Origin of the sequence: Micromonospora matsumotoense (assembly GCF_050951065.1) — a bacterium.
GTDB lineage: Bacteria > Actinomycetota > Actinomycetes > Mycobacteriales > Micromonosporaceae > Micromonospora > Micromonospora matsumotoensis.
In genome coordinates this window covers 3,454,484-3,481,454 of record NZ_CP192025.1, presented here as the reverse complement: position 1 = coordinate 3,481,454, position 26,971 = coordinate 3,454,484, and the positions used below count along the sequence as shown (strand labels likewise).

Sequence of the window (26,971 nt, the reverse complement as noted above, 5' to 3'; positions counted from 1 at the left end):
CGGAGTGCAACGTGTTCACGAATCTGTCAGCCACCGCCCGAGCGGTGACGTTCTACGTCATGGCGCTCACCATGTGCGTGGTGCTCGCCCTCACCTGGCCCAACGGCGAAGCCGCCGCGGTCTTCGCCATGGTCACGCCGTTGCTGTCCGTTCTCGTCATGCAGCTCGTGGTCACCCGGGACGGCTGGCGCCGCAGTGGTTGGACGCCGCTGGGGCTGGGCCGGCTCGGTACCCGGCTCTGGCCCGTCGCCGTCGTCACGCCGGTGGCCGTCCTGCTCGTCTCGGAGGCGGTGCTCCGACTGACCGGGCTCACCGGGTGGCACCTCCCCGCAGGTGCCGACAGTGTCGCCATGCTCGTGGACCTGCCGGTCATGCTCGTCTTCGTGTTCTTCGAGGAGATCGGCTGGCGCGGGTACCTCGGTCCGCTGCTGGCGTCCACCGGGCGACGCGTGCCGCACCTGCGCACCGGGCTCCTGCACGGCATCTGGCACCTGCCCCTGGTCTTCTTCGCCACCGGCGGGTACCTCACCGAGGGCAACCGCTGGATCATCGTCCCGGTCTTCCTCGCCGTCCTCACCTGCGCCGGGCAGGTGTACGGCTGGCTCCGCGAGGTCAGCGGAAGCGTCTACCCCGTCGTGATCATGCACACCGCGTTCAACATGGGTCTCGCCGTCGCCGTCGCCAGCACCGCCACCGACAGTCCCGACGCCGTCGCCGCGCTGGGCCGCGAGGCCGGCGTCGTGACCCTCGTCGCGGTGGCCGCGGCGGCACTGTGGACGTCGACCCGGCGTCCACCCGCTCCCGCCGGCACCACCCCCACCACCGTCCCCACGGCCACCCCGGTCGGTGCGCCTGTCCGGTGAGGCCAGGACATCGGTTCAGGCCGCCCGGGTACTGCGCGCGCCCGGGCGGTCCCCGGCTCCACCGAAGTGGATCTTTCGGTTCACCGGGCGGCAGCCCGCCCAGTTCCCGGGTACGAGACGTCCCCTAGGCTTCGATCACCCTTGGTTCATTTCCCGGGAAGGGAAACGAAAGCCTCATGCGACCTGCACAGCGCAGCTCCACCCTGGTTTTCCCACGACGGCTCGCCGGTGCCGCCGTCATCGTCATGTTGGCTGCGACGTCGGCCCTGACCGCCGGGCCGGCGGCCGGGGCCGCGCCCCTGACGCCGGCCTGTAGTAGTGACCCGACCGCCCGGGTGTCCACGGTGCCCAGCCCGGAGAGCTTCCTCGGCTTCCCGCTCGGCACCGGTCAGGAACGGGTGGTCACCAACGAGGAGGTCCGGGGCTACCTCACCGCCGTGGACACCGCCTCGAAGCGGGTCGTCACCGGCGTCATGGGCACCAGCGTGCTCGGCCAGCCGCTGCCGTACGCGGTGGTGTCGAACGAGCGCAACGTCCGGCCGGCCGTGCTCACGGGCATCGCCGAGGACGTCCGCTCGCTGCGCGACCCCCGACTGGTCGACCAGCAGCGGGCCGGCGAGATCATCGAGGCGGCACCGGCGATCGTCTGGGTGACCGCCAACGTGCACGGCGGGGAGAAGAGCGGCACGGATGCCGCCCTCAAGACGCTCTACGAGCTGGCCGCCGGGCTGTCCTGCGAGGTCCAGCAGCGCAACGACAACCTGATCACCATCATCGTGCCGACGCAGAACCCGGACGGCCGCGACGCCAGCCGCCGGCAGAACGAGTACGGCTTCGACCTGAACCGGGACTGGTTCGCCCGGACCCAGCAGGAGACCGACGGCAAGCTCGAACTGATGCGGAAGTACCCGCCGCAGGTCTTCGTCGACGCGCACGAGATGGGCGGCCGGCAGTACTTCTTCCCGCCCAACGCCGACCCGATCCACCACGAGATCGCCGGCGAGGCGGTCGACTGGATCAACCGGATCGGCGAGGCCAACAAGGCCGGCTTCGGCTACCACGGCGCGTGCAGCGCCACGGTGACCACCGAGTGCTACTTCAACTACTCCACCTACGACCTGTTCTTCATGGGGTACGGCGACACCGTGCCGGCCGCCGGCTTCGGCGCCGCCGGGATGACCTTCGAGAAGGGCAGCGCGTCGGCGGTGGCCGACCGGGTGCAGCAGCAGTTCCACACCCAGTGGTCGACCCTCGGCTGGGCGGCGGCGCACAGGCAGGAGGTGCTCGCCGGCTGGTTCAAGGTCTGGAAGGACGCGCTCGCCCAGGGGCGGGCCGGCGCGCTGGAGCCCAACGAGGTGGTCGAACCGACCAACACCGTGCAGTTCCCGGTGCCGGAGCAGACCATCCGGTCGTACTTCCTGCTGCCCGACCGGCAGCTCGCCGACGCCCGCCAGCTGGTCGAACGGCTACGCCGGATGGACGTCGAGGTCTACCAGGTCAAGAAGGCGGTCAAGCTGCCGAGCGCGAAGCTCTTCGGTGGCCGCTCGGCGACCAACCTGACCGTGCCGGTGGGGTCGTACTGGATCCCGATGAACCAGCCGCAGAAGCACTGGATCCAGGCGGTCATGGGTGAGGACCCGTACACGCCGTTCCCGTACTTCTATGACGTGTCGTCGTGGAGCAACCCGCTGCTGATGGGGGTGAACGCGGTCTACACCGGTGCCGACGTGAAGCCCAACGCGGAGCTGATCGACAAGATCCAGAACACCGGTGGCGGCAAGATCCTGGCCGCCCCGCCGTTGAAGGGCTCGTACACCTACGCGCTGGACTCCGCCGCCGCGGCCGAGTTCACCTTCACCCTGCTGGGTAAGGGTGTGCCGCTGGTCCGGGACCTCGACAGCGGCGAGGTGGGCATGCCGGCCGGCGGGCTGACGCCGGAGCTGAACACCACGGCCAAGAAGCTGGGCGTCACGCTCACCCCGTACACCACGGCGGCCGTCGGCACCCCGATCAGCCGGCCGGACGTCGGCCTGTTCGCCGGCACCGGCATCTCCACCACCTCCGGCTCGCACGGCGAGGCCCGGTACGTGCTGGGCAAGCGGTGGGGCCTCGACCTCACCCCGGTCAGCACGGCCGACATCAACGACAACACCCCGGCCTTCACCAACCGGACGGTGCTGCTGGTGCCGGACGGCAGCAACGCGACCGGCGGGCTCACCGCGACCGGGCAGGCCAACCTGCGCGCCTGGATCGCCCAGGGCCACACCTACCTCGGACTGCGCAACGAGGGCACCCGGCTGGCCCGCGCCGCCGGGCTCACCTCCACCACGGAGAAGCCGAAGCCGACCGGCTACACGGTGATCGGGTCGCACCTGCGGGTCGACGTGGACCCGGACAGCCCGGTCGGGCTGGGCCGGCCGGCGGAGGACTTCGAGTTCCACAACAACGACCCGATCCTCAACCCGAGCAGCACCGGCCGCAACGTGCTCCGCTACCCCGGCGGTGACACGTTCTGGGCCAACGGCTACACCGTGCAGGGCGACACGCTCAAGGGCACGGTCGCGGTGGTGGACGAGCCGACCGGGGCCGGACGGGCGGTGCTGTTCGCGTTCAACCCGCTGTTCCGGGCGTACAACGAGAGTGGTCTGCACCTGGTGGCCAACGCGCTGCTCTACCCGAGCAGCGGCACCGCGGCCCGGACCGCGTCGCCGGTCCAGGTCGACCCGGCCCGCGCCGCCGCGGCGGCGGCACCGGTGGCGGAGAACCTGGGCGGCGAGTGGCGGCCGTTCACCATCCAGGTGGCCGCCGGCGACCTGGCCCGCACCGAGGCGGTCGTCGACCGGTACACCGACACCGCCCGGGTCTCCGTGGCGGACGGCTCGGCGTACCTGGTGATCCCGAACCCGGCAGGGCTCCAGATCGACGAGCACCCGTTCCTGGGTGACCTGGTGCGGACCCTGCGGGCCGCGCAGATCCCGCTGCGTTCCGTGGTGGGGTAAGGCCCCTCAGGGTGGGGGCGGCACCGCGCGGTGCCGCCCCCACCGACCCGGGCACCCGCGCGCGGCCGAGCCCTCCGCCCGCCCGGGCACCCCGCGCGGCGCCGGGCAACCGGCGTCGGCTAGGAACGGTGCATGCCCCGCTACCTGCTGTTTCCCGGCCGACATCACCTGCTGACCCGGTTCCAGGCCGACTATCTGCACCGGCTCGCCACCACCGGTCACCACGACGATCCGGACGGCGACCACGCTGCGGCCGACGGCGTGCCGACCGCGACGGCGGGCGACGACCCGGTCACCGTGGTCTGGGCGGTCACCTCGGCCAACCACGAGAACACCCGCCGCAACCCCGTCCCCTACCACCGGCGGGAGGCGGCGATCGAGCGGTTCAGCGTCCTGGCGGGGCTGCGGTCGGTGGTGGTGCCGGTCTTCGACACCGCCGCCACCGACCGGTTCGCCGAGGTAACCCTGAAGAACGTGGCGGCGACCGCCGGCCTGGAGCTGACCCCCGCGAACACCGTGGTGGCCTGTTCCACCCCGCAGGTCGCCGCGATGTACGCCGCGCTGGGGTTCCCGATCGCCGGGGTGGAGGCCGACGTCGACCCGACGCCGGCCCGACCGTGGGACGTGCTGCTGCGGCTGGCCGCCGACGACCCGTCCTGGCGGGACCTGGCCCACCCGGCCACCCTCGACGTGTACGCCCGCTACCGGCTCGACGACCTGGTCCGCTCGGTGGTCAACGACCCGGTGGTCGGGGACGAGGGCGGGCTGACCGCCACCCGCGACTACCGGACGTACGCCGAGGCGTTCGCCGAGGCGGCGCAGCGCAAGTGGGCGGCGGTGCGCGAGCACGTGCGGCCCGGCCGGATCGTCGATGTCGGCTGCGGTGCGGGCGCGGTGCTGGAACTGGCCGACCGGGAGCCGACCCTGCGGGAGAGCGACCTGATCGGGGTGGAGGTGGCGCGGCACCTGTACGAGGAGTGCGTGCACAAGAAGGCCCAGGGCTTCTTCGCCAACCCGAACGTGTTCTTCTACCGCCGCAACGTGCTCGGTGGGGCGGTGTTCGCGCCCCGCTCGGTGGACACCACGCTGACCTTCGCGCTGACCCACGAGATCTGGTCGTACGGCGAGCAGCTGGCCTCGCTGCGCCGGTTCGTGCAGGCCATCTACGACCACACGGTGCCCGGCGGAGTGTGGATCAACAGTGACGTGTGCGGCCCGGACGGCCGGGACCGGACAGTGCGGCTGCGGCTGTCGACCACCGACGGGGCGAACCCGGCGCAGCCCCACCCCGACCTGGCGTCGCTGCCGGCCGAGCGGGTGGCCGAACGGCTCGCCGGGCTGTCGACGCGGGCCCGGCTGGACCAGTTCGCCGTCGACTACCGCTTCCCGTTCCCGCACCGCCCGGTCGACGACGGCACCGGCGCGGTGGTCGAGCTGCCGCTCGGCGCGGCGATGGACTTCCTCACCCGCAAGGACTACACCGACAACTGGCTGTCGGAGACCCAGGAGGAGTTCTGCGGGCTGGAGTGGGCCGACTGGAAGGCCCTGCTGGCCGACGTGGGCTTCGAGGTCGACCCGGCCAGCGGCCCGTACCGCAACGACTGGATCGTCGACCACCGGCTCGCGCCGGCCGCCGCGCTGTCCACGCTGGGCGGCGCACCGCTGGACTGGCCGGTGACGCACGTGTTGCTGGTCGCCCGCCGGCCGGTCAACACCTGACCCACCGGGCCCGACCGGCGACGGAAGGCCGGGGACGGGAGGATGCTCCCGCCCCCGGCACCGCCGTCAGGAGCCGATCAGGACAGGAACTTGTCCAGAGCGGCCTCGATGGTGCCGCTGTCCGGCGCCGCGTACGCCTTCATCGTCGTCTTGTTGTACGAGATGAAGCTCGGGCACCGGGTCGCCGGGGCGCTGACGACCCCACCGTCGCCGATCTTCTCGGCCGTCTTCGCGGCGAAGAAGGTCAGCTGGTAGCGCGACGAGATGTAGGAGACGCTGACGCTCTTGCCGTCGCTCGCCTTGTAGTCGCACTTCTTGGGCGCGCCCTCGCTGCCCGGGACCATCGACATGCAGCCGACCACCGACACGGTGGTGAAGTCGGCCGACTTCGCGTAGTAACGCTTGTCGGAGCCGACCAGCTTCGACGACCAGAGCGTCGGCCGCTCGGGGTTGTTCGAGAAGACGTACGCCTTGGCGGTGGCCGGGCCGCTGTAGGTGGCGGCGTTGAGGATCGGGCTGCCGTCGCAGACCGACGACATGTCGCTGGAGTAGCGGGCGGTCACCGCGTTGTTGTTGTTGCTGTTCGGCTGCTCCGGCGACGACTCGGACGGCTGCGGGACGGCCGAGGTGCCCGTGCCGGGCCCCGGACCGCGGTCGGTGGTCGCGCTCGGCGTCGGCGTCGGGTCGGTCTCGTCGTCGTTGCCGACCAGGGCGAGCCCGATGCCGGCGCCACAGAGCGCGAGAATGAGGACCACCGCGCCGACGATCAGGCCGATGACCAGACCGCGGTTCGACTTCTGCGGCGGCACGGGAACACCGAACTGCGGGGCCTGCCCGTACTGCGGGGCCTGGCCGTACTGCGGGGCCTGGCCCGGCTGGCCGTACGCCGGGTAACCGGCGGGCGGGGCCGGTGGCCCGCTCCACGGGGTGACGTTCGGATCCGGCTGCTCTCCGTACGGAGGGTGACTGTTGCTCATCTGAAGCCCTTATCGCTGTCGACGGTACCCAGGCACTGGATCATCGGTCAGGGTAGTGAGCGGCACAAACCGAGGCGCTCTTTGTCGGAGGGCAACGAACCCCGACCGACCACGGGCGGCTGAGACTTGACTACGCTGAGTGGCGGATTCGGGCTCACCGCCGGGCTCACCGACCCGCCGCAGGCGCCTTCGGCGGCGAAATGCGAGGTGCGGGAAGGGATTCGGCCCGGAACGCGCCTTCCGTGCCGGGCACTGCGAAAACGGTTCACAATGTGATGTAGATCATTGATCACGATCTCGACAAGCGCGACGACCGGGCCAACCGGCGATACGGGACGCGCACCCCACTTCGCCCACCAGGCATCGATGCAGATCACATCTATGTATGGGCATGCGACAGTGGGCCGGCTTATCGTGAGGGTCGAGAAAAGGGCCCGCGCGTCCCTGCGGGCACCTCGCGCCCATCGCAAGAGGAGGCGGCCATGCCTGCCGCGCCCCACCCCACCACCACCCTCCGCCGGTTCTTCCTCGCCCTCGCCGCCTGCGCGGCCCTGCTCGCCCCGCTCACCCTCACCGCCCCCGCCGCCCGGGCCGCACCGGTCACCGTGGCCAACGGCACCCAGTTCACCGACACCGCCGGCGCCGGGGTGCACGCCCACGGCGGCGGCATGATCAAGGTGGGCGACTACTACTACTGGTTCGGCGAGAACCGCAACGACAACAACACCTTCCGGTACGTGTCGGTCTACCGCTCGACCGACCTGCGCACCTGGGAGTTCCGCAACAACGTGCTCACCCAGTCCTCCGCGGGCGAGCTGGCGACGGCCAACATCGAACGACCGAAGGTGATCTACAACGCCGGCACCGGTCAGTACGTGCTCTGGATGCACTGGGAGAACGGCGTCGACTACCACCAGGCCCGGGTCGCGGTAGCCACCTCCAGCACGGTCGACGGCACCTACCGCTACCTGGGCAGCTTCCGGCCGCTGGGCCACGACTCCCGGGACCAGACGGTGTTCCGCGACGACGACGGCACCGCGTACCTGATCTCCGCCACCCGCAACAACGCGGACCTGAACATCTATCGCCTCACCGCCGACTACACCGGGGTCGCCTCGTTGGTCCGGACGCTGTGGCCGGACAACTACCGGGAAGCCCCGGCGATGTTCAAACGCAACGGGGTCTACTTCCTGGTCACCTCGGGTGCCACCGGCTGGTCACCCAACCAGGGCCGGTACGCGACCGCGAGCAGCGTCGCCGGCACCTGGACCAACCCGACCAACTTCGGCGACGGCACCACCTACGACTCCCAGTCGGCGTACGTGCTGCCGGTGCAGGGCAGCGCCGCCACGTCGTACCTCTATCTCGGCGACCGGTGGGCCGGCGCGACGGGCGGCCCGGTCAACCAGTCCCGGTACGTCTGGTTGCCGCTGAACTTCCCCTCGGCCACCTCGCTGACCATGAGCTGGTATCCGCAGCTGACCATCGACACCGCCACCGGCGTCGTCACCGGGGTCAACGGCGGCTACACCTTCGACACGCTGCGCGCCCGGCACAGCGGCAAGTGCCTGGACGTGCTCGACCGGTCCACCGCCGACGCCGCCGCCGTGGCCCAGTACGCCTGCAACAACGGCACCAACCAGCAGTGGCAGCTACGGGATGCCGGCTCCGGCTACGTCCAGATCGTCGCCCGGCACAGCGACAAGTGCCTCACCGTGGCCGGCGGTGCCACCGCCGACAGCGCGCAGGTGCAGCAGTCCGGGTGCCAGCCGGGCCGCACCGACCAGCAGTGGCAGCTACGGGACGCGGGCTCCGGCTACGTCCAGATCGCCGCCCGGCACAGCGGCAGGTGCCTCGATGTCACCGGCTACTCCACCGCCGACGGCGCACGGGTGATCCAGTACACCTGCGGCACCGCCGCCAACCAGCAGTGGCAGCGGGTCGGGGCCTCCTGACCGACCCCGGCCGCCGTCCCGGCTCCCGCAGACCGGGACGGCGGCCGGATGCCACCCCGCGTACCGGCTGCCCAGGCGTCGGTGTGACGAGGTCGTCACTCCAGGTGGCGCTCCGGTGCCGTCTACTGGGCCGGACAGCAGTCGTCCTGGCGGGGGTACGGGGTGCGGGACAACACGCAGGAACAGCTCCACCGGTTACGGTCACTGCGGATCGCGGCCGGGTTGACCATCGAGGAACTCGCCGTCCGCTCCGGGGTGAGCCCCCGGACCATCGGTGGGATCGAACGGCACCGGATCCACCGCCCGCACCACGGCACCCTGCGCGCCCTGGGCGCGGCACTGGGACTGGACGTGCGCGACGCCGGCCAGCTGCACGCGGCCGGCGAACAGGTCGCCGGGGTCACCGGACTGCCCGGGGTGACCGCACACTTCACCGGCCGCCACGACGAGATCGCCTGGCTGACCCGGCAGCTGCGACGCCGCCCCGCGGTACAGCTGATCGGCCTGCCCGGGGCGGGTAAGACGGCGTTGGCGGTGCAGGCCGCCACGGTGCTGGCCGAGCGGTTCCCCGACGGGGTGCGGTTCCCCGGCCCGGTCGCGGACGCCACCGCCGCCACGATCGCGCGACGGTTGCTGCCACCGTCCGACCCGGCGTCACACGGCCCCGACCCGGTGGCCATCGGGGCGTACCGCGACCTGCTACGCCACCGACGGATCCTGGTCCTGCTGGACGACGTCCGCGACGACCGGCAGGTCGGGCCGCTGCTGCCGCCCGACGCCCTCGGCGTCACCCTGATCACCGGCCGGCATCCGCTGACGGGTCTTCCGGCGACCGATCGACGGCTGGTGCCACCGCTGCCGGCGGCCGACGCGCGGGCCGCCCTCACCGCGATGGTGGACGGCACCGCGCCCGCCCCCGCGGTCGCCTCGCTGGCCGCCGGCTGCGGCGGGCTGCCGCTGGCGCTGCGGGTGACCGCGAACCGGCTGCTGACCCGGCCGCAGTGGAGCGCCCAGTGGCTGATCGACCGGTTGGGCAGGCCGGAGCGGGTCCTGGACGCGCTGGTCGCCGGCGACCTGTCGGTGCGCGACGCGTTCGAGCGGACCTATGCCGGGCTGCCGGCCCGGGCCCGCCGCGCCGTCCGGCTGCTGACCCGGCCGGCCGGCCCCGTCCCCGCCGAGGCGGGTTTCCTCGATCTGGCCGAGCGGGGCTGGGTCACCGCCGGCCGGGAGCACCGCTACGAGCCGCACCCGCTGGTACGCGCCTTCGCCCGCGTCGCGCCCGGCACCTGATCCTCACCCGGGGGTGCGGCCGTCGCGGGAGAGGTCGGCCAGCAGCGTCGCGGCCCGACCGGCCAGGTCCGGATCGTCGCACTCCTCGGCCAGCGCGATCGCCCGTACCAGGTGCGCCGGGGCCTCCCGGGTCTCCCCCGTGCGCCGCAACGCCTCGACCAGCTCCACCGACGCCACGGCCTCGATCGCCGGCAAGGCGGTCGCGCGCAGACGCGCGACCGCCTCCCGCCGGGCGGTGACGCACTCCGGCCACCGGCCGAGGGCGGCGAGATCGTCGCCGATGCGCCGGCAGTTCAGCGCGTCGGTGGCGGCCCGGGCGAAGGCCGCGATGGGATAGCGCGGGTCCCGGAGCAACCGTTGCGTCCGCTGGTGCACCCGCAGCGCCTCGGCCGGCCTACCGAGCGCCAGGAGCGAGGAGCCGAGCGACGCCATCGCCTGCGGCAGGCCCTCGCGGTCGGTCGAGCGACGCAGCATCACCCAGGCCCGTTGCCGTTGCCGCAGCGCCGCCGCGTGCTCGCCCAAACCGGCGTGGCCGCTGGCGGCATAGAGCAGCGCCCAGCCCTGCTGGGCCGGGTCGTCCGCGCGGACCGCCCGGTCCAGCGCCCGGCCGGCGGTGGCCACGCTGCCGGCGAACTCCCGCTGGCAGATCGCCTGCGCCCAGGCCAGATAGTTGAGATGGACCGCCTCGGTACGCGGGTCGCCCAGTCGGGCGGCAGACTCGGCGGACAACCGGAAGACCTCGGCCCAGAGGTCGAGATGGACCCGGCTGTCGGAAAACCAGTGCAGCGCGTCGACGGTGTCGACCACCGGGGCGTGCAGGCCCTCGGCGGCGGCCGACCGCAGCGCGGCGAACCAGTTGCCCCGCTCGGCGTCGAGCCATGCGGTCGCCGCCGCGCGATCGGGGAACTCCGTCAGCGACGTCGGCCCGTTCGGTTCGAAGTGCCGCCCGGCGGCCGCGGTCCGCGCCAACCACCAGTGCAGCGAGCACGTCCGCAACGGGCCCACCGAGTCCGGTTCCTCGGCGGTCATCCGGTCGACGGCGAAGTCGCGTACCAGGTCGTGCAGCCCGTACCGGTCTGCGGGAACGGCGGCCACCAGACCGCTCTCGACCAGGGCTTCCAGCCGTTGTTCGGCCTCCTCGTCGGAGACCTGGGTGACCACGGCGACCGGGTCCGGGCCGAAGTCCGGACCGGGCATCAGGGACAGCCGACGGAAGGTCCGTCGCAGGTCGGCCCCGAGCCGCCGGTAGGACAGGCTGAGCGCGGTGTGGATGCCCGCGGTGCCGGCGTCGATGACCCGCAGGCGGGCCTGCTCGCCGGTGAACCGTCGGTTGAGCTCCGCGACGGACAGCCCCGGCTCGTCCGACAGTCGTTGCCCGGTGACGCGCAGCGCCAGGGGCATGTGACCGCAGTGCCGGGCCAGCTCGTGCAGCTCGGTCGGGTCGGCGGCGACGGGCCGGGCGATGGCCCGCAGCATCGCGGTGGAGTCCTCGGCCGGCAACGGCTCCAGGGACAGCCACTGTGCGGTGTCGAGACCGCTGAGCCGCCGCCGGCTGGTGAACAGCACGAGACCCGGCCCGGCCCCGGGCAGCAGCGGCCTCGCCTGGGCCTCGTCGGCGGCGTTGTCCCACACCACCAGGGCCCGGCGCTGGCAGAGCACCGACCGGTACGCCGTGGACCGCTCGTCGAGCCCGGCGGGAATCCGCGGTTCCGGCACACCGAGGGCGCGCAGCAGCCGGTGCAGCGCCTCGCCGGGTGTGGTGGGAACGTCGTCCATGCCCCGCAGGTCGACGAAGAACCGACCGTCGGGGAACTCCGTGGCCAGATCCGCCGAGGCCCGCAGGGCGAGGCTGGTCTTGCCCACCCCGGCCGGCCCGGTGACGACGAGCACGGTGGCCTGCTGCCGGTCACCCGACGGGCGACGGGCGATGTCGCCCAGGGTCCGCAGCTCCGTCGCCCGGCCGCTGAAGTAACGCGGCGGATCGGGCAGTCCCCCGCCGGCCGGCCGCACGGAGGCGGTCTCGACCAGGCGACGACGCTCGTCGTCCGGCACGGCGAGCACGTCGAGCAGCACGGTCAGGGTACGCCGTTGCGGGCGGCGGACCCGGTCGCGTTCGATGTCGCTGATCGCCCGGGCACTCACCCCGCAGCGCTCGGCGAGCCCCTCGATCGACAGGCCCGCCGCCACCCGGCGACCGCGCAGGACGGCACCCAGCGTCGGCCGTTCGGGTGCGCTCGGTATCGGCTTCACCGAGCACACCCTCACAGATCACCGCCCGAGATTCCAGGCATCGACGAGTGACGTAGCGCATGGTCGGATCACCGACCGTTCAGCCGCCACGTCTGGAAACTGCCGTAGTTGCACGCCCGGGCGTACGCGTCCCCGCTGCCGTGGGTGTCGACGCAGATGTAGCGGGTGTCGAAGAAGTTGAGCCGCAGCGACACCTGGTTCCAGTTCGGACCGTAGCCCTCGATCAGCTGCCGCAGGCCGCCGTTGCACGGGTTGGCGTGCTGCTGCGGGCCGCCGTACTCCCACATGTCGAGGCACAGGCCGGACTGGCGGTTGCGGATGGTCACCCGGTCGTATCCGGACGGGGCCTTGTCGGCGTACGAGACGGTCCACGTCTGCCAACTGTTGCCGGCCTGGCACGGCAGTGTGTAGATGGACCCGGCGCTGTTGGTGTCCAGGCACATCCCGGTCGCGAAGTTCTGGAACTGCCCGGTGAACGTGTAGGCCGCCGCCGCCGGGGAGGCGGTCCACACCGCGGCCCCGGCCACCAGCATCATCGTCGCGGCCAGTCGGGCGAGGACTCCCCGCCAGTTCGTGCCACCCCTCCTGACTGTCACCCTTCGCTCCTCCTGTCGTCGGTGCGGCCCTTCCGGTGCGGGCCGACGCCATCCGGCTACCACGAGTAGAGCGACACCTGGCGAGGGTGACCATGCAGAACGGCAGGCAAGAAGCGCCGGCGGCGCGGAGCGGTCATCCGGCGGGTGGCCCCGGTCGGCGCAGTGGTCAGCTACGCAGGTTCCACTGCTGGTTCTGTTGCCCGTTGCAGGACCAGAGGATCAGCTTGGTGCCGTTGGCCGTGGCCCCGGCGTTGGCGTCCAGGCACAACCCCGATTGCACGCCGGCGACGGTCCCATTGGCATTGACGTTCCACTGCTGGTTCGCCCCGCCGTTGCAGTCCCAGATGATCACCTTGGTGCCGTTGCTGCTGCCCTGCCCACTCGCATCGAGACACTTACCCAACACCTGCAACTGCTTGCCCGCCGTGTAGGTGAAACGCTGCGCGGTGCCACCCGTGCAGTCCCAGAGCTGCACCTGGGTGCCGTTGGTGGTGCTGCCGTTCGGCACGTCGACACACCGACCGGACTGACCACCCACCACCTGCACACCCTGCTGCGGATTGCCGCCACCGACCGGCGCGTACCCGGCAGCCGCGATGTTGGCCTGTACCGCGTCCTCGGTGGCCGCCGACGGGTAACCCGAGGTCAACACGCCCTCGAAGAAGGTGCCGCGGCCGGAGACGCTGTTGTCGCCGCCGATGCCGAGCAGGATCGCCCCCTCCTTCTTCATCGGGTGGTAGCCGTTGGGCCGCCGCCCGTCGAAGTAGGTCGTCAGACCACCCGACTGGGCGTTCGCGCCCCGGATCGCCCAGTGGTTCGGCTCGCCCTTGACCATCGCGGTCACGAAGCGGTGGTTGATGGGGGCGATGTTGTTGTATCCCGCATTCACCCCGGAGAACAGCCCCCATTCCAGGTCGGCCATCACCCAGGGGCCGGCGCCGGCGCCGTAGCCCCACTGCTTGTTGGCACCGAAGTAGACCGTCTCCATGATGGCCGGCGCGTCGGCCAAGCCGTCGGTCTGCGCGTTGCCGTAGTCGAAGCAGCACCACTGGTTGTAGTGGGTGCCGTCGACGACGGCGTAGATGCCCTCGGGCTGGTCGCCGGTGGCGACGCCGTTGGTGTTGTTGTTGCGGTAGCCGGTGCCGGGTGAGATGTAGACGCCGTACGCCTTCTGGCCGCCGACGGTGATCGGGGCCGCCTTCGCATCGGCCAGGTTGTCCCAGCCGCCCGGCGCGGGGCCCGGCCAGTAGCCGCCGGGCGCCTGGGTAAGGCGGTTGTTGCGGCCGGACTGGTCGTAGAGAATGGTGATCAGGCAGCTCGTGTTGGCGCAGAACGAATCCTGCGTCGCCGCGTTGACCACACCGCCGGCACTCAACACCCCCACATCCCGGGTGGTGTTGTCCGACGCCCGGCGCACCTGGTACAGCGGACCGTTGTACGCCCCGTACAAGGCCCGGGTGGTGCTGTGCGCGGCCACACACGGCGTACCGCCCGAGGCGTAGATGTCACACGGACCGGTGCCGGCCGCCCGCGCCTGCGGCGCGCCCGACACCACGTAACCGCCGACACCGACGGTAAGGACCAACGAGGCCCCCACCGCCGCCAACAGGCGGCCCAACCTTCTCTTCACGATCATCGGTTCCCTCTCCGGCGCGGTGATGGTGGGTGGCACCCGGCCCTGCGGGGTCGTCCCGTCCGGACGCCCCGGACGGTGGTGGCGACCAGGTGCCCCCGTGACGTCACACGTCACACCTTTTACATTAAGGTCGATCTATTGAATGCGCCATCACCGGGGCCTTTCCACGGCACCCGCCGGGACCGTCGAACACCGGTGGTCGTCGATGACGGTTGCGGAGCCGTTCCTGAACCGGGTGCCGGGGACCGTTATGCTCCAGCGGGAGACATGGAGCATTCCCGTGTCGATACCGGAACTCGGCTTGAGGGCGGGCATGAACATCGGGGAGATCGCCCGGCGGGCCGGGGTGTCCCGCAGCACCGTGTCCTACGTGTTGAGCGGGAAGCGGACCGTGTCGACGACGACCCGGCAGCGGATCCAGGCGGTCATCGACGAGCTGGGTTACCGGCCGAACGCCAGCGCCCGCGCGCTGAAGGAGGGGCGCACCCGCACCCTCGGTCTGGTGATCCCCCCGGCCAGCCAGCGACTGACCGACATGCAGTTGGGCTTCGTCGCCAGCGTCGTCGAGGCGGCCGCCCGGCACGATCTGGACGTGCTGCTGTCCCCCTCCGGCGGCGACCACGACCGGTCGTTCGAGCGCATCGTCACCGGGCGGCGGGTCGACGGGGTGGTGCTGATGGAGATCCGGCTGACCGACGACCGGGTGACCCGGCTGGCGACGGCGGGGGTGCCGTTCGTGACGATCGGGCGGACGGCCGAGCCGCACGGGATGAGCTGGATCGACATCGACTACGCCACGTTGATCTCCCGCTGCGTGCATCACCTGGCCGATCTGGGGCACCGGCAGGTGGCCCTGGTGAACCGGTCCGCCGAGTTGGTCGCCGCCGGCTACGGACCGAGCCACCGCGCCCTGGCCGGCTTCCGGGCGGCCGTCGCCGAGCGGGGTCTGACCGGCGTCGACGTCTGCTGCGGCGACGACACGACCTCTGGCGAAGTGTGCGTGGAGCAGTTGCTGACGACGCATCCGGAGGTCACGGCGGTGGCCACCATCAACGAGGCAGCGCTGCCCGGCATGCAGCGTGCGTTGCACGGCGCCGGCCTGTCGGTGCCGGGCGACTTCTCCGTCACCGGGGTGGCCGCCCAGCACTGGGCGGAGGATTTCCGGCCACCGCTGACCGCCGCGGACGTGCCGATGCGCCAGATGGGTGCCGAGGCGGTGGCGTTGCTGCTGGAGCTGATCGCCGCGCCCGGTGGCCCACCCCGGCACCGGCTCTATGCGCCGCCCATCTCGCTGCGTTCCAGCACCGGCCCGGCCCGGTCCCGTTGACCCGGTCCCGACCTCCCGCAGGGCCGGCCGTCCCGGTCGCGGGCCGGAACGGCCGGCACACCGGGTGCCGGACGCCGCCGCGCCGGGACCCGCCAGGGCGGGCCCGGCGCAGGGATCACGCGTCGCCCCGCGTCGGACCCGTCGCCGCTGCCCGGCGTGCCTGTTGGGCGGCGGCGAGGATGAGATAGCTGCTGGCGGTCCAGGTGTACGCCCGGTCGCGGAGCCCCGCACCGGTCTCGGCATCGAAGTTCTCCGCGAACCCGGACTTCTCGCACAGGGCGAGGAACCGCTGACTGACCTCGTCGGCGATCACGGTGTGCCCGGCCCGGCGCAGGCCGTCCTCGACCAGCACCGTGGAGGGCGCCCAGATCGGGCCACGCCAGTAGCCGTCGGCGAGGTAGTGCGGCGAGTCGGTCGGTTCGGTGGCGAGGCCGTGGGTCGTCAGGTGGCCCCCGATGCCCTGGGCCAACGCACCGGCGACCGGGCCGGGCAGGTCCTCGCCGAGCGCGATCGGCATCAGGTCGAGCAGGCTGCGGCTGGCCCGCCGTCGACCGGTGTGTGGGCTGCGGGCGGTGAAGCGTGCGCCGTCCCACAGGTCCCGCAGCAGGGCGGCGCGGACCCGGTCGGCCTCGGCGGTCCACCGGTCGGCGGGCTCGCCCAGCTCGGTGGCCAGGTCGGCCAGGCAGCGCAGTTGGCTGACCAGGAACGCGGCGAGGTCGGCGGTCTCCAGGACCCGGTCGTCGTCGAAGGTGGTGGCGTTGTCCCAGCCGCTGTCGTTGCCGTGCTGGTAGTGGGGCAGGTCGTGGCCGGGGGCACGGCGCGCGTCGAGCCAGAACCGGGTCCACCGGGCCAGCCGGTCGTACGTCCGGACCAGCTCCGCCCGGTCCGGCGGCGCGGGCAGCCGGCGGCGCAGCTGACCCAGGGCCCACCCGTGGATGGGTGGTTTGACGTAGTTGTGCAGCACCTCCGAGTGGGTGATCGAGTCCGGCAGGGCACCGGCGTCGTCCTGGTGGTCGAAGGGCAGCTGGAACTGGTGCCAGGCCAGCTCGGGCTCACCGGCGGCCAGGGCGATCGCGTTGAAGCAGTGGTCCCAGCTCCACACCTTGTCCATCCAGTGCTTGGACATCAGCACGGCCGGCCGGGTGACGAAACCCGCCGGTTCGACGGTGGCCGACCACAGCACGTACGCGGCCAGTTCGGCGGCGGGGGTGTCGACGCCACGCCAGGGCGCGACCGCGTCGACGAACCTGGCGAACTCGGTGCTGCGGTCCCGGCACAGCTGGTCGAAGGTGCCGGCTCGGGGGTAGGGCCGGCGGGCGGTGCGGTATTCCTCGATCGCGATCTCCCAGGGCTGGTCGGCGGGGAGGTCCAGCCAGCGGTCGGCCGGGCCGAGCGCCTCCAGTCCCCGGGCCGCGCACAGCGCGCCGGACAGCACGGTGACCCGGTAGCGGCGGCCCGTCTCGTAGGAGGTGAACACGGTCGACCCGTCGACCGGGTCACGGTAGAGGTAGGTGCCGCTGAACGGGGTGAGGGTGCCGGCGGCGGCGGCGATCCGCAGCCCGAGGCCCCGACCCCGCAGCCGCAGGGTGTCCGGCCCCTGGTAGGCGGCGTCGATCCGGCCCCTGCCGCTGCGCCAGGTCAACAGCGCGGGGGTGGCGACGACCGTGGTGCCGGCGGCGGGGGCGAGGCGGAGCACCGGGTGCAGTCCGGTCTGGTGGGAGACCAGGTGCAGGTCGTCGGCGTACGTCTTCTCGGCCACCACCGGAGAGATGTTGAGCCACGAGCCGCGGTAGCTGAACGGGATGTCCTGGATGGAGAACTCCGGACCGGACGGTGCGACGGTCATGGCTGGTGACGCCCTTCTGTGGTTCGGGTGGTCAGTCCTTGACCGCGCCGGCGGTGATCCCGGTCGAGACGTACCGCTGGGCCAGGACCAGCAGCACGGCGGCGGGGATCGAGGCGACGACGGCGGTGGCCATGATGGCGTTCCACTGTTGGTTGTTGTTGCCGATGTAGCGGTAGATGCCCAGGGTGATCGGCTGGTGCCCGCCGCCGCCGGCCAGCGTCGAGGCGAAGACGAAGTCCGACCAGGCCCAGAGGAACGCGAACAGCGACACCGTGACGACCGCGTTGCGACTCAACGGCAGCACGACCGACCAGAAGGTACGCAGCCGACCGGCGCCGTCGACCACGGCGGCCTGGAGCAACTCGTCGGGGATGCCGGACATGAAGGCCGTGAAGATCAGCACGCCGAACGGCACCGCCAGGGTCGAGTCGGCCAGGATCAGCCCCGGCAGGGTGTTGAGGATGCCGAGTTCGAGGTAGCCGGCGTAGAAGCCCATCGCCATGATGATGCCCGGGATCATCTGCGCGGTCAGCAGCACGAAGCTGAGCGCCCGGCCGCCCGGCGGCCGGAGCTTCGCCAACGCGTAGCCGGCGGGAGCGGACAGCGCCACCGTCAGCGCCACCGTCGCGAGCCCGACCAGGAAGCTGGTGCCGAGGTACGGCAGTTGCTGGTCGAACACCGCGCGGTAGCCCTCGACGGTGCCGTCGACGGGGAACAGGTGCGGTGGGCTGGCCCGCATGTCCCGGTCCCGGGTGAACGACACGTTGATCATCCAGTAGACGGGGAAGAGCATCAGCCCGGTCAGCACCAGGCCGACGCCGGTCTTCCACCAGGTGCGGCGCGGCGGGGCGGTGGTGGTCACGACTGCTGCCTCCGTTGCCGCCGCAGGTAGCCGAGCCCGGCGAGCAGGGCCAGCACGATGAGCAGGTTGCCGACGGCCGCGCCGGGGCCGAACCGGGGCAGCAGGTTACCGAAGCCGAGCCGGTAGGACCAGGTGGCCAGGGTGGTGGAGGAGTCGGCCGGGCCACCCCTGGTCATGATCCAGATGAGGTCGAAGACCTTCAGCGTGTAGATCAGGCCCAGCAGCAGGGTGATCGCGGAGACGGGGCGCAGCAGCGGGAAGGTGATCGACCGGAACCGTTGCCAGCCGGTCGCCCCGTCGAGGGCGGACGCCTCGTACAGCTCCGCCGGGATCGCCTGGAGGCCGCTGTGCAGCACCACCAGGTTGAACGGGACACCGATCCAGACGTTCGCGATGATCACCGAGACGAGCGACCAGCGGGGCGAGGTGAGCCAGTGGACCGGGTCCACCCCCACCACCCCGAGCGCCGCGTTGACCAGGCCCGCGTCGCTGTTGAGCAGCCACGACCAGGTGGACGCCGAGACGATCAACGGCAGCAGCCAGGGCACCAGGATCACCGCCCGCAGCGTCCGGGACAGCGGGAAGTGCTGGTGGAAGAAGAGGGCCAGCGCCATCCCGATGGTGAACTGGAGGACCAGCGAGGCCACGGTGAAGACCAGGGTGTGGGTCAGCGCCGGCCCGAAGGTCGGATCGGCCAACGTGGTGCGGTAGTTGTCCAGGCCGGCGAAGGGCGCCCCGCCCTGGACGAACGACCGGACGGTGTACTCCCGCAGGCTCAACTCCACATTGCGGTAGAGCGGGTACGCGTAGCAGACGACCAGGTAACCGGTCACCGGGGCGAGGAAGGCCCAGGCCGACCACCGTCCCGCCCGGGACACGCGGTACCCGGGTGGGACGGTGGCGGCCATCCCCCGACGGCTCCGCCCGGCGGTGGCGGCAGCCGTCGAGGTGGTCAGGGCCGAGGTGGTCGGGGGCGAGGCGGTGGGTCCCGTGGCGGTCACGATGGCGGCGCGACCCGACTATCCGGCGGTACGCTGCGCGGCGGCCAGCGCCTCCTGCGGTGTCTTCGCCCCGCTGAGCGCCGCCTGCACCCCGGTCCACAGGGATTCGGAGATCTTCGGATACCTCGTGCCGAGGTTGTCACCGGTGCGGCCCTTGGCGGCCCGGACCGCCTCCACCCAGACCGTGAGCTTCGGGTCGGCTGCCACCTGCCGGTCCTGCACGGCGGTGACGGGCGCGACGTAGGACAGTGTGGTGTCGGTGGCGAGGAGGTTGTCGGCGCTGGTCAGACAGGTGACGAGCTGCCGCGACGTCGCGTACCGGCCGCTGTCGCGCTGCACCGGGATGGAGACGAACTCACCGCCCGTGGGTGCCGGCGCCGGGCCACCCGCGCGGGCCGGGATCGCGATGATGCCGTACCCGAAGCCGAGCTTCTCCGCGTTGGCCAGCTGCCAGGTGCCGTTCTCGGCGAAGGCGTAGTCGCCGGTGGCGAACTCCTGCCAGCTCGTGGTCTGGGTGTTGTTGATGACGGAGTTGGGGGCGTGACCCTGCCTGAGCCAGTCGGCCCACAGCGTCAGCGCGGAGACCGCCGGCGGCGAGTCCAGCGCGGTCAGTTGGGCACCGGCCCCCCAGAACCAGGGCAGGAACTGGAAGCTGCCCTCCTCGGTGCCGATCGCGGAGAAGGTGATGCCCTTCTTGCCCTTGGCCTTCACCTTGGTCAACGCGCTGTTCAGCGTCGCCCAGTCGGTGATGGTGGCGGGGTCGACGCCCGCGGCGGCCAGCACCTCCTTGTGGTAGTAGAGGGCGAGGGTGTTGGCCCCGATCGGCACCCCGTAGGTCCGGCCCTCGCGCTGGCCGGCGCCGAGCAGGTTCGCCGCCATGGCCGCCACGTCCAGTTTGTTCTCGTCCGTGGTGGTGAGCGCGCCGGCCTCGGCCAGGGTCGAGATCACCGGGTTGTCCACGATCAGCAGGTCCGGCGAGTTGCCCTGCTGGGCGGCGAGCAGGGCCTTGTTGGTCAGGTCGGTGGTGTCGTAACCGGTCCGCTCCACCGTCACCCCGGCCCCCTCGCCGCACTTCCTGAGCAGCGCGACCCAGGCGGAGTCGTCGGCGAACTGGGGGTACGGGTCCCAGACCAGGTAGCTGCCGCCGCCCGAGGGTTCGTCGGCGGACGAGCAGGCACCGCCGGCCAACGCGACGAGGGTGGCGACGGCGGCGGCCAGGCACCGCCGTCGGCTGGTTGCTGTCATCTGCTGCCTCAATTCGGGTGGGACGTCAGGAGGTGGCGGGGAGGGCGGTGACCACCGCGCGGGTGGGGCGCGGCCCGATGATGAGGCGAATCGATTCGAAGCATCGGTGCGAACGAACATAGAGCCGTCAATGCGACCAGGTCAAGAGGAGTTGCCCAGAAACAGGATCATCGGCGGAAACGTCGACTTCATCGCCCTGTCATTTCATTGACATTCGTCACAGTCTCGCCCTACGATCCCTGCGAATCGATTCGCATGCGAAGCCCTCCGGAGAGCGTCCCCGCGCCCCACCAAGGAGCCGCCCGTGAAAACCCCGTCCCGCAGCCGGCCCGGACGAATCCGCGTGATCGTCACCCGACTCGCCGTCGGCCTGCTCGCCGTCGCCGCCACCGCCGTCGCCGCCACCCCGGCCCAGGCCGCCGACGAGTCGATCAGCGTCAACTTCTCCGCCGCCGCCGGCACGCCGACCTACCGCGCCTCCGGCTGGATCTACGGCATGACCGAGAACGCCAGCGGCCCGGCCGACCACTTCTACCGGGACGTCAAGTTCCAGTACATGCGGGCCGGGGGCGCGCAGCTACCGGGCAGCGGCTGGGTCGGCGGGAACTACGACCGCCGGTGGAACGCGACCCTGGCCCAGGCCCGCCGGACCGCCGCCCTGGGCGGTCAGTTCATCCTCCTGCCGCACGATCTGTGGGGCGCGGACGGCGCCGGGATCTCCCGCTTTCCCGGCGACAACGGCAACTGGACCGACTACGACAACTTCCTGAGCCGGGTGATCAACGACGTCCGGTCCGCCGGGCTGACCGTGCAGTGGGACATCTGGAACGAACCCAACATCACCATCTTCTGGAACCGCCCGATCTCCCAGTACCTCGAACTGTGGCGGCGCACCTACCAGCGGCTGCGGGCGGAGTTCCCCCACCAGCTCATCGTCGGGCCGAGCTGCGCCTGCGTGCCGTCGACCAACCACGCGTTCTGGAACCAGTACCTGGACTTCGTCCGCTCCACCAACACGGTGCCGGACATCGTCAGCTGGCACTCGCTGCCCGGCGACCCGGTCGCCAACGTCGCCGCCGCCAACGCCACCCTCGACCCGCGCGGCATCCCCCACCCCCGGCCGTACCAGATCAACGAGTACGGCGCGTCCAACGAGCAGAACCCGGCGGACGGCGCCTGGTACGTCGCCCGGCTGGAGCGGGCCCGCGCGGACGGCCTGCGGGCGAACTGGGCCGGCGGCGGCAACCTGCACAACGACCTGGGCAACCTGCTGATCCGCAACTCGGCCGGCCAACACCAGCCCAAGGGCGAGTGGTGGGTCTACCGCTACTACGCCTCACAGACCGGGCAGATCGCCGCGGTGACCGCCAGCCAGTCCTACGACGCCTTCGCCACCAGGGCGACCGGGGTAGCGAAGGTCCTGGTCGGTGGCGGGCGGACCACCGGGAACCTGACCGTCAACCTGCAACGGCTGGACGCCACCAGCGGCATCGTGCAGAACAACCAGGTGCGGGTGCTCACCCAGCGCATCCCGTACAACAACGGCGGTGCGGTGCAGGGGCCGGTCACGGTGTCGAACACCGTGCTCACCGTGGCCAACAACAACGTCACGGTGACCCTGCCGTACGGCAACCAGAACGACACCTACACGGTCACCCTGCTGCCGCCCTCGGACACCGGCTTCCAGTCGGTGGCGGTGGCCCAGCACTCGCAGCAGTGCCTGGACAACACCGGCTCGGGTGCCGCCGACGGCAACCCCCAGCAGCAGTTCCCCTGCGAGGGTGGTGACCAGCAGCTGTGGAACTTCCGCCCGGTCGACGGGGTGGCCAACACCTACACCGTGGTCAACCAGCAGAGCGGCAAGTGCCTGGACGTCGGCGGGGCGTCCACCGCCGACGGCGCGGCCGTGCAGCAGGGGACCTGCCAGAACGGCCCCAGCCAGCAGTTCACCCTGCGCAGGGTGACCTACGGGGGCAACGACTCCCACGACTACCAACTCGTCGCCCGGCACAGCAACAAGTGTGTCGACGTCAACGGGGTCTCCACCGCCGCCCAGGCGCGGATCCTGCAGTGGACCTGCAAGCCGGTCAGCCAGAGCAGCCCGCTGAACCAGACGTGGCGGATCTGGGGCCGGTAGGACCACGGGCCGGGTGCCGGGCGGCCGGCACCCGGCCCCGCGCCGGCCGCCCGGGTGACGGGAGACAGCAGACGAACCACCTCAGGCATTGATTGATGTCGCTTTTTCGGTGATCCTTGGGGAGTTCCGAACCGATTCGCCACCGCCACCACGACCACCGCCACCACCCGTGGGCGGGCCCGCCAGGCCCGCGCCACCGACGAACCAAGGAGCCGCTTCGTGCGCACCCCGTCCCCGAGCGGACCAGGTCAGGTCCGCGATCCCATCCCCCGACGCCGTCGTCTGCACCGGCTGACCATGCTGGTCGGTGCGTTGGCCGGTGTCCTCGTCGTCGCCGGGGCCACGCCCGGCCTCACCTCGCCGAGCGCCGAGGCCGCCGCCGCACCCGCGCTGGCCGCCATCGAGCCGGGGCAGAGCACCCGGATCGTCGGCACCGCCTCCGGCCGGTGCCTCGAGGTCCCCAACGCCAGCACCACCAACGGCACCCAGACGCAGCTGTGGGACTGTCAGGGCGGTGCCGGGCAGACCTGGACCTGGACGGCCAACCGCCAGCTCACCGTGTACGGCAACAAGTGCCTGGACGCCTCCGGTCGGGGCACCACCGCCGGCACGGCGGCGATCATCTGGGACTGCAACGGCCAGAACAACCAGCAGTGGAACGTCAACGCCAACGGCAGCATCGTCGGCGTGCAGTCCGGCCTGTGCCTGGACGCCAACGGCAACGGCACCGCGAACGGCACCAAGATCCTGCTGTGGACCTGCAACGGTCAGACGAACCAGCGGTGGACCTCGCCGACGACCACCGCCCCGCCGACCACGCCGCCGCCCACCACCCCACCCACCACGCCCCCGCCGGGCGGCGCGCTGCCGTGCGACATCTACGCCGCCGGTGGCACCCCGTGCGTGGCCGCCCACAGCACCACCCGGGCGCTCTACGCGGCGTACGCCGGCAACCTCTACCAGGTACGCCGTTCCTCGGACAACACCACCCGCAACATCGGACTGTCCGGTGCGGGCGGCACCGCCAACGCGGCGACCCAGGACTCGTTCTGCACCGGCACCACCTGTGTGGTGACCGTCGTGTTCGACCAGTCCGGTCGCGGCAACGACCTCTGGTACCAGGGGTCCAGCGTGGTTCCCGGTTCGCCGCAGAGCCGGCCGGCCGTCGCGACGTCGGAGTCGCTGACGGTGGGCGGCGCCAAGGCGTACTCGCTCTACATCAACCCGGGCAACAGCTACTGGCGCGACGGTCACCTGACCGGCGTGCCGACCGGCGCCGCGCCGGAGGGCATGTACATGGTCACCAGCGGCACCCACGTCAACAACGGCTGCTGCTTCGACTACGGCAACAGCGAGACCACCCGCAAGGCCGACGCCGCCGGGGCGATGGACGCGCTCAACTTCGGCACCCAGTGCTGGTTCGGCGGCTGCTCCGGCTCCGGCCCGTGGGTGCAGGCCGACCTGGAGTGGGGCCTGTTCCCCGGGGGCAGCAGCTCCTGGAACCCCAACCAGCGGGCGTTCACCAGCAAGTTCGTCACCGCCACCCTGAAGAACAACGGCACCTCACGCTTCGCCATCAAGGGCAGCAACGCCCAGTCCGGCAGCCTCTACACCCTCTATGACGGCTCCCTGCCCCCGGGCTACAGCCCGATGAAGAAGCAGGGCGCGATCATCCTGGGCAGCGGCGGGGACTGCTGCAAGCCCGACGGCGGCGCGAACCTCAGCGCCGGCACCTTCTACGAGGGGGCGATGGTCGCCGGCTACCCGTCGGACGCGACCGAGAACGCGGTCCAGGCGAACATCACCGCCGCCGGCTACCGCTGACCCCGGTGCCGACCACCTGACCGGATCGTCGCGCCGGTCACCGCCCTCGGACGGTGACCGGCGCGACAGCCGACTGTCAGCTGTCGGTGCGGGCGGCGGGGTGCGGAACCACCGCAGGGAGGTCCCGCACCCGGCGGGCCCCACCGCGACCGGCAGGCCCCACAGCGACCGGCAGGCCCGACCAAGACCGGCAGGCCACACCCGCTATCCGGCCGATCCGCCGAGGCGGTGGTCCAGGGCGGTGTGGCGGCGGCCCGCGCCGACGGTGCGCACGGCGGCGGCGAGGGCGCGCCGGGAGCCGACGAGGACGACGAGCTGCCGGGCCCGGGTGACGGCGGTGTAGAGCAGGTTGCGTTGCAGCATCATCCAGGCGCTGGTGGTCAGGGGCACGACGACGGCGGGATACTCCGAGCCCTGGGAGCGGTGGATGGTCATCGCGTACGCGTGGGCCAACTCGTCCAGTTCGTCGAACTCGTAGTCGAGGTTCTCGTCCTCGTCGGTGCGTACGGTGAGGGTCTGTTCCTCGGGGGTGAGCGCGGTGACGATGCCGAGGGTGCCGTTGAAGACGCCGGCCTGGCCCTTGTCGTAGTTGTTGCGGATCTGGGTGACCTTGTCGCCGATCCGGAAGACCCGCCCGCCCATCCGCCGCTCGGGCAGCCCCTCGCGGTGCGGGGTGAGGCGCTGTTGCAGCATGGTGTTGAGGGCGGCGGCACCGGCCGGCCCCCGGTGCATGGGGGCGAGAACCTGCACGTCCCGGCGCGGGTCGAGACCGAACCGGGCGGGAATCCGGGTGCAGGCGACGTCGACGGTCAGCGCGGCGGTCGCCTCGGTGTCGTCGCAGGCGAACAGGAAGAAGTCCGGCAGGCCGTCGAGGACGGGCGGCCGGCCGGCGTTGATCCGGTGCGCGTTGGTGATCACGCCGGACTCGGCGGCCTGGCGGAACACCCGGGTCAGCCGCACCCGGGGGATGGCGGACGCGGTGAGCAGGTCACGCAGCACCTCCCCGGCGCCGACGCTGGGCAGTTGGTCGACGTCGCCGACCAAAAGCAGGTGCGCCCCCGGCGGCACCGCCTTGACCAGCTTGTTGGCCAGGATGAGATCGAGCATGGAGGCCTCGTCGACGACGAGCAGGTCGACGTCGAGCGGGTTGTCCCGGTCGTGGGCGGCCTCCCCGCCGGGCCGCAGTTGCAGCAGCCGGTGCACGGTGGCGGCGGGGTGCCCGGTCAGCTCCGACAGCCGTTTCGCGGCCCGACCGGTCGGGGCGACCAGGGTGACCCTGGCCTTCTTGGCGGCGGCGAGTTCGACGATCGAGCGGACGGTGAAGCTCTTGCCGCAGCCGGGCCCGCCGGTGAGCACCGCGACCTTCGAGGTGAGCGCCAACCGCACGGCGTGCTCCTGCTCGGGGGCCAGGTCGTTGCCGGTGCGCGCCCGCAGCCAGGCCAGCGCCCGGGGCCAGTCGACGTCGGTGAAGTGCGGCAACCGGTCGGCCCGGTCGTGCAGCAGCCGCAACAGGGTGGCGGCGAGGGACTGCTCGGCCCGGTGGAACGGCACCAGGTACACCGCCGGCACCGGGTCGCCGTCGCCGTCGGGCAGGAACTCCTGGACCACCCCCTCCTCGGCGATCAGGGTGTCCAGGCAGCGGGTGACGAGGTCACCGGGCACGTCGAGGATCTTCGTGGCGTCGGCGACGAGCACGGGGGCGGGCAGGTAGCAGTGGCCCGAGTCGGTGGCCTCGGACAGGGTGTACCGCAGGCCGGCCATCACCCGCTGCGGGCTGTCGTGCGGGATGCCGACCGCCTGGGCGATGGTGTCGGCGGTCTTGAACCCGATCCCCCACACGTCGGCCGCCAGCCGGTACGGCTCCTTCGTCACCACCTCGATCGACGCGTCGGCGTACTGCTTGAAGATCCGTACCGCCAGCGACGTGGACACCCCGACCCCCTGGAGGAAGACCATCACCTCCTTGATCGCCTTCTGCTCCTCCCACGCCGCGGTGATCTTCGCGGTGCGTTTCGGCCCCAGCCCGGCGACCTCCACCAGCCGGGCCGGTTCCTCCTCGATGATCCGCAGGGTGTCCAGGCCGAAGTGCGCCACGATCCGTTCGGCGAACACCGGACCGATGCCCTTGACCAGGCCGGAGCCCAGATACCGGCGGATGCCCTGGACGGTCGCCGGCAGCACTGTGGTGTAGGAGTCCACCTCGAACTGCCGGCCGTACTTCGGATGCGACGACCAGCGCCCCGACAGCCGCAGGCTCTCCCCCGGCTGTGCGCCCAGCAACGCGCCGACCACCGTCAGCAGGTCGCTGCCCCGGTCGGTGGCGACCCGGGCGACGGTGTAGCCGGTCTCCTCGTTGACGTAGGTCAGCCGTTCGAGGACCGCGTCCAGGGTGGCGAGCGGCGCGCGGGCGGGGGCGGTCACCCCACCATCGTGCCGGGTGCCCG

Annotated in this window: 17 protein-coding genes; 8 read left to right on the top strand and 9 right to left on the bottom strand. The window is 71.7% G+C overall.

All coding sequences use genetic code 11. The features are described 5' to 3' along the window. Positions 1-44 precede the first annotated feature (44 nt). The 3 genes from ACQP1S_RS15275 to ACQP1S_RS15265 all read left to right on the top strand — a co-directional run bounded on the left by ACQP1S_RS15275 (position 45) and on the right by ACQP1S_RS15265 (position 5,581). Complete coding sequence (locus ACQP1S_RS15275) at positions 45-863, top strand: CPBP family glutamic-type intramembrane protease (protein WP_432907236.1); 819 nt, start codon at positions 45-47, stop codon at positions 861-863. Between the two features lie 176 nt (positions 864-1,039). Beyond that, entirely contained in the window at positions 1,040-3,862 is a 2,823-nt protein-coding gene (locus ACQP1S_RS15270; RefSeq protein ID WP_432907234.1) for a M14 family zinc carboxypeptidase, read from the top strand. A 132-nt stretch (positions 3,863-3,994) separates the two neighbouring features. Further along, positions 3,995-5,581, top strand: a complete 1,587-nt coding sequence (locus tag ACQP1S_RS15265) for a class I SAM-dependent methyltransferase (RefSeq protein ID WP_432907233.1) — start codon at positions 3,995-3,997, stop codon at positions 5,579-5,581. Between the two features lie 77 nt (positions 5,582-5,658). On the opposite strand, the gene ACQP1S_RS15260 is transcribed toward ACQP1S_RS15265, so the two are convergent. Continuing rightward, the gene (locus tag ACQP1S_RS15260) at positions 5,659-6,558 is read right to left on the bottom strand and encodes a hypothetical protein (protein WP_432907232.1); all 900 of its coding nucleotides are present in this window, start codon (positions 6,556-6,558) and stop codon (positions 5,659-5,661) included. A gap of 482 nt (positions 6,559-7,040) precedes the next feature. On the opposite strand from ACQP1S_RS15260, the gene ACQP1S_RS15255 reads away from it, so the two are divergent. Continuing rightward, positions 7,041-8,513 carry an RICIN domain-containing protein gene (locus ACQP1S_RS15255; RefSeq protein ID WP_432907230.1) on the top strand — a complete coding sequence of 491 codons (1,473 nt, stop codon included), beginning with the start codon at positions 7,041-7,043 and terminating at the stop codon, positions 8,511-8,513. A 162-nt stretch (positions 8,514-8,675) separates the two neighbouring features. Further along, positions 8,676-9,803: a helix-turn-helix domain-containing protein gene (locus ACQP1S_RS15250; protein ID WP_432907228.1), complete on the top strand. Its 1,128-nt coding sequence runs from the start codon at positions 8,676-8,678 to the stop codon at positions 9,801-9,803. Between the two features lie 3 nt (positions 9,804-9,806). Here the strand turns inward: ACQP1S_RS15250 and ACQP1S_RS15245 are convergent, their stop codons facing one another. The 3 genes from ACQP1S_RS15245 to ACQP1S_RS15235 all read right to left on the bottom strand — a co-directional run bounded on the left by ACQP1S_RS15245 (position 9,807) and on the right by ACQP1S_RS15235 (position 14,285). Next, positions 9,807-12,053, bottom strand: a complete 2,247-nt coding sequence (locus ACQP1S_RS15245) for an ATP-binding protein (protein ID WP_432907227.1) — start codon at positions 12,051-12,053, stop codon at positions 9,807-9,809. 68 nt (positions 12,054-12,121) lie between these two features. Beyond that, entirely contained in the window at positions 12,122-12,649 is a 528-nt protein-coding gene (locus tag ACQP1S_RS15240) for an RICIN domain-containing protein (RefSeq protein ID WP_432907226.1), read from the bottom strand. A gap of 166 nt (positions 12,650-12,815) precedes the next feature. Continuing rightward, complete coding sequence (locus ACQP1S_RS15235; RefSeq protein ID WP_432907225.1) at positions 12,816-14,285, bottom strand: lectin; 1,470 nt, start codon at positions 14,283-14,285, stop codon at positions 12,816-12,818. A 280-nt stretch (positions 14,286-14,565) separates the two neighbouring features. On the opposite strand from ACQP1S_RS15235, the gene ACQP1S_RS15230 reads away from it, so the two are divergent. Continuing rightward, complete coding sequence (locus tag ACQP1S_RS15230) at positions 14,566-15,612, top strand: LacI family DNA-binding transcriptional regulator (RefSeq protein ID WP_432907223.1); 1,047 nt, start codon at positions 14,566-14,568, stop codon at positions 15,610-15,612. Positions 15,613-15,727: 115 nt separating this feature from the next. Here ACQP1S_RS15230 and ACQP1S_RS15225 read toward each other — a convergent pair whose 3' ends face one another. From ACQP1S_RS15225 to ACQP1S_RS15210, 4 genes are all read right to left on the bottom strand, one after another. Next, a complete protein-coding gene (locus ACQP1S_RS15225; protein WP_432907222.1) occupies positions 15,728-17,458 on the bottom strand; it encodes an amylo-alpha-1,6-glucosidase in 1,731 nt (576 codons plus the stop codon). 31 nt (positions 17,459-17,489) lie between these two features. Beyond that, positions 17,490-18,251, bottom strand: coding sequence for a carbohydrate ABC transporter permease (locus tag ACQP1S_RS15220; protein WP_432908046.1), 762 nt, complete (start codon positions 18,249-18,251; stop codon positions 17,490-17,492). Positions 18,252-18,316: 65 nt separating this feature from the next. Beyond that, positions 18,317-19,228: a carbohydrate ABC transporter permease gene (locus ACQP1S_RS15215; protein ID WP_363676164.1), complete on the bottom strand. Its 912-nt coding sequence runs from the start codon at positions 19,226-19,228 to the stop codon at positions 18,317-18,319. Between the two features lie 111 nt (positions 19,229-19,339). Continuing rightward, positions 19,340-20,566 carry a sugar ABC transporter substrate-binding protein gene (locus tag ACQP1S_RS15210; RefSeq protein WP_432907221.1) on the bottom strand — a complete coding sequence of 409 codons (1,227 nt, stop codon included), beginning with the start codon at positions 20,564-20,566 and terminating at the stop codon, positions 19,340-19,342. Between the two features lie 304 nt (positions 20,567-20,870). On the opposite strand from ACQP1S_RS15210, the gene ACQP1S_RS15205 reads away from it, so the two are divergent. Continuing rightward, positions 20,871-22,703 carry an RICIN domain-containing protein gene (locus ACQP1S_RS15205; RefSeq protein WP_432907219.1) on the top strand — a complete coding sequence of 611 codons (1,833 nt, stop codon included), beginning with the start codon at positions 20,871-20,873 and terminating at the stop codon, positions 22,701-22,703. A gap of 219 nt (positions 22,704-22,922) precedes the next feature. Further along, complete coding sequence (locus ACQP1S_RS15200; protein ID WP_218108135.1) at positions 22,923-24,527, top strand: arabinofuranosidase catalytic domain-containing protein; 1,605 nt, start codon at positions 22,923-22,925, stop codon at positions 24,525-24,527. A gap of 204 nt (positions 24,528-24,731) precedes the next feature. Here ACQP1S_RS15200 and recD2 read toward each other — a convergent pair whose 3' ends face one another. Further along, positions 24,732-26,948: an SF1B family DNA helicase RecD2 gene (gene recD2 / locus ACQP1S_RS15195; RefSeq protein ID WP_432907217.1), complete on the bottom strand. Its 2,217-nt coding sequence runs from the start codon at positions 26,946-26,948 to the stop codon at positions 24,732-24,734. Positions 26,949-26,971: the final 23 nt, after the last annotated feature.

Excerpts from the sequence above, each read along its gene's own strand:
- ACQP1S_RS15270 (WP_432907234.1), top strand. The coding sequence starts at position 1,040 with ATGCGACCTGCACAGCGCAGCTCCACCCTGGTTTTCCCACGACGGCTC.
- ACQP1S_RS15220 (WP_432908046.1), bottom strand. The coding sequence starts at position 18,251 with ATGCTCTTCCCCGTCTACTGGATGATCAACGTGTCGTTCACCCGGGAC.
- ACQP1S_RS15210 (WP_432907221.1), bottom strand. The coding sequence starts at position 20,566 with ATGACAGCAACCAGCCGACGGCGGTGCCTGGCCGCCGCCGTCGCCACC.
- ACQP1S_RS15255 (WP_432907230.1), top strand. The coding sequence starts at position 7,041 with ATGCCTGCCGCGCCCCACCCCACCACCACCCTCCGCCGGTTCTTCCTC.
- ACQP1S_RS15235 (WP_432907225.1), bottom strand. The coding sequence starts at position 14,285 with ATGATCGTGAAGAGAAGGTTGGGCCGCCTGTTGGCGGCGGTGGGGGCC.
- ACQP1S_RS15215 (WP_363676164.1), bottom strand. The coding sequence starts at position 19,228 with ATGGCCGCCACCGTCCCACCCGGGTACCGCGTGTCCCGGGCGGGACGG.
- ACQP1S_RS15225 (WP_432907222.1), bottom strand. The coding sequence starts at position 17,458 with ATGACCGTCGCACCGTCCGGTCCGGAGTTCTCCATCCAGGACATCCCG.
- ACQP1S_RS15265 (WP_432907233.1), top strand. The coding sequence starts at position 3,995 with ATGCCCCGCTACCTGCTGTTTCCCGGCCGACATCACCTGCTGACCCGG.
- ACQP1S_RS15260 (WP_432907232.1), bottom strand. The coding sequence starts at position 6,558 with ATGAGCAACAGTCACCCTCCGTACGGAGAGCAGCCGGATCCGAACGTC.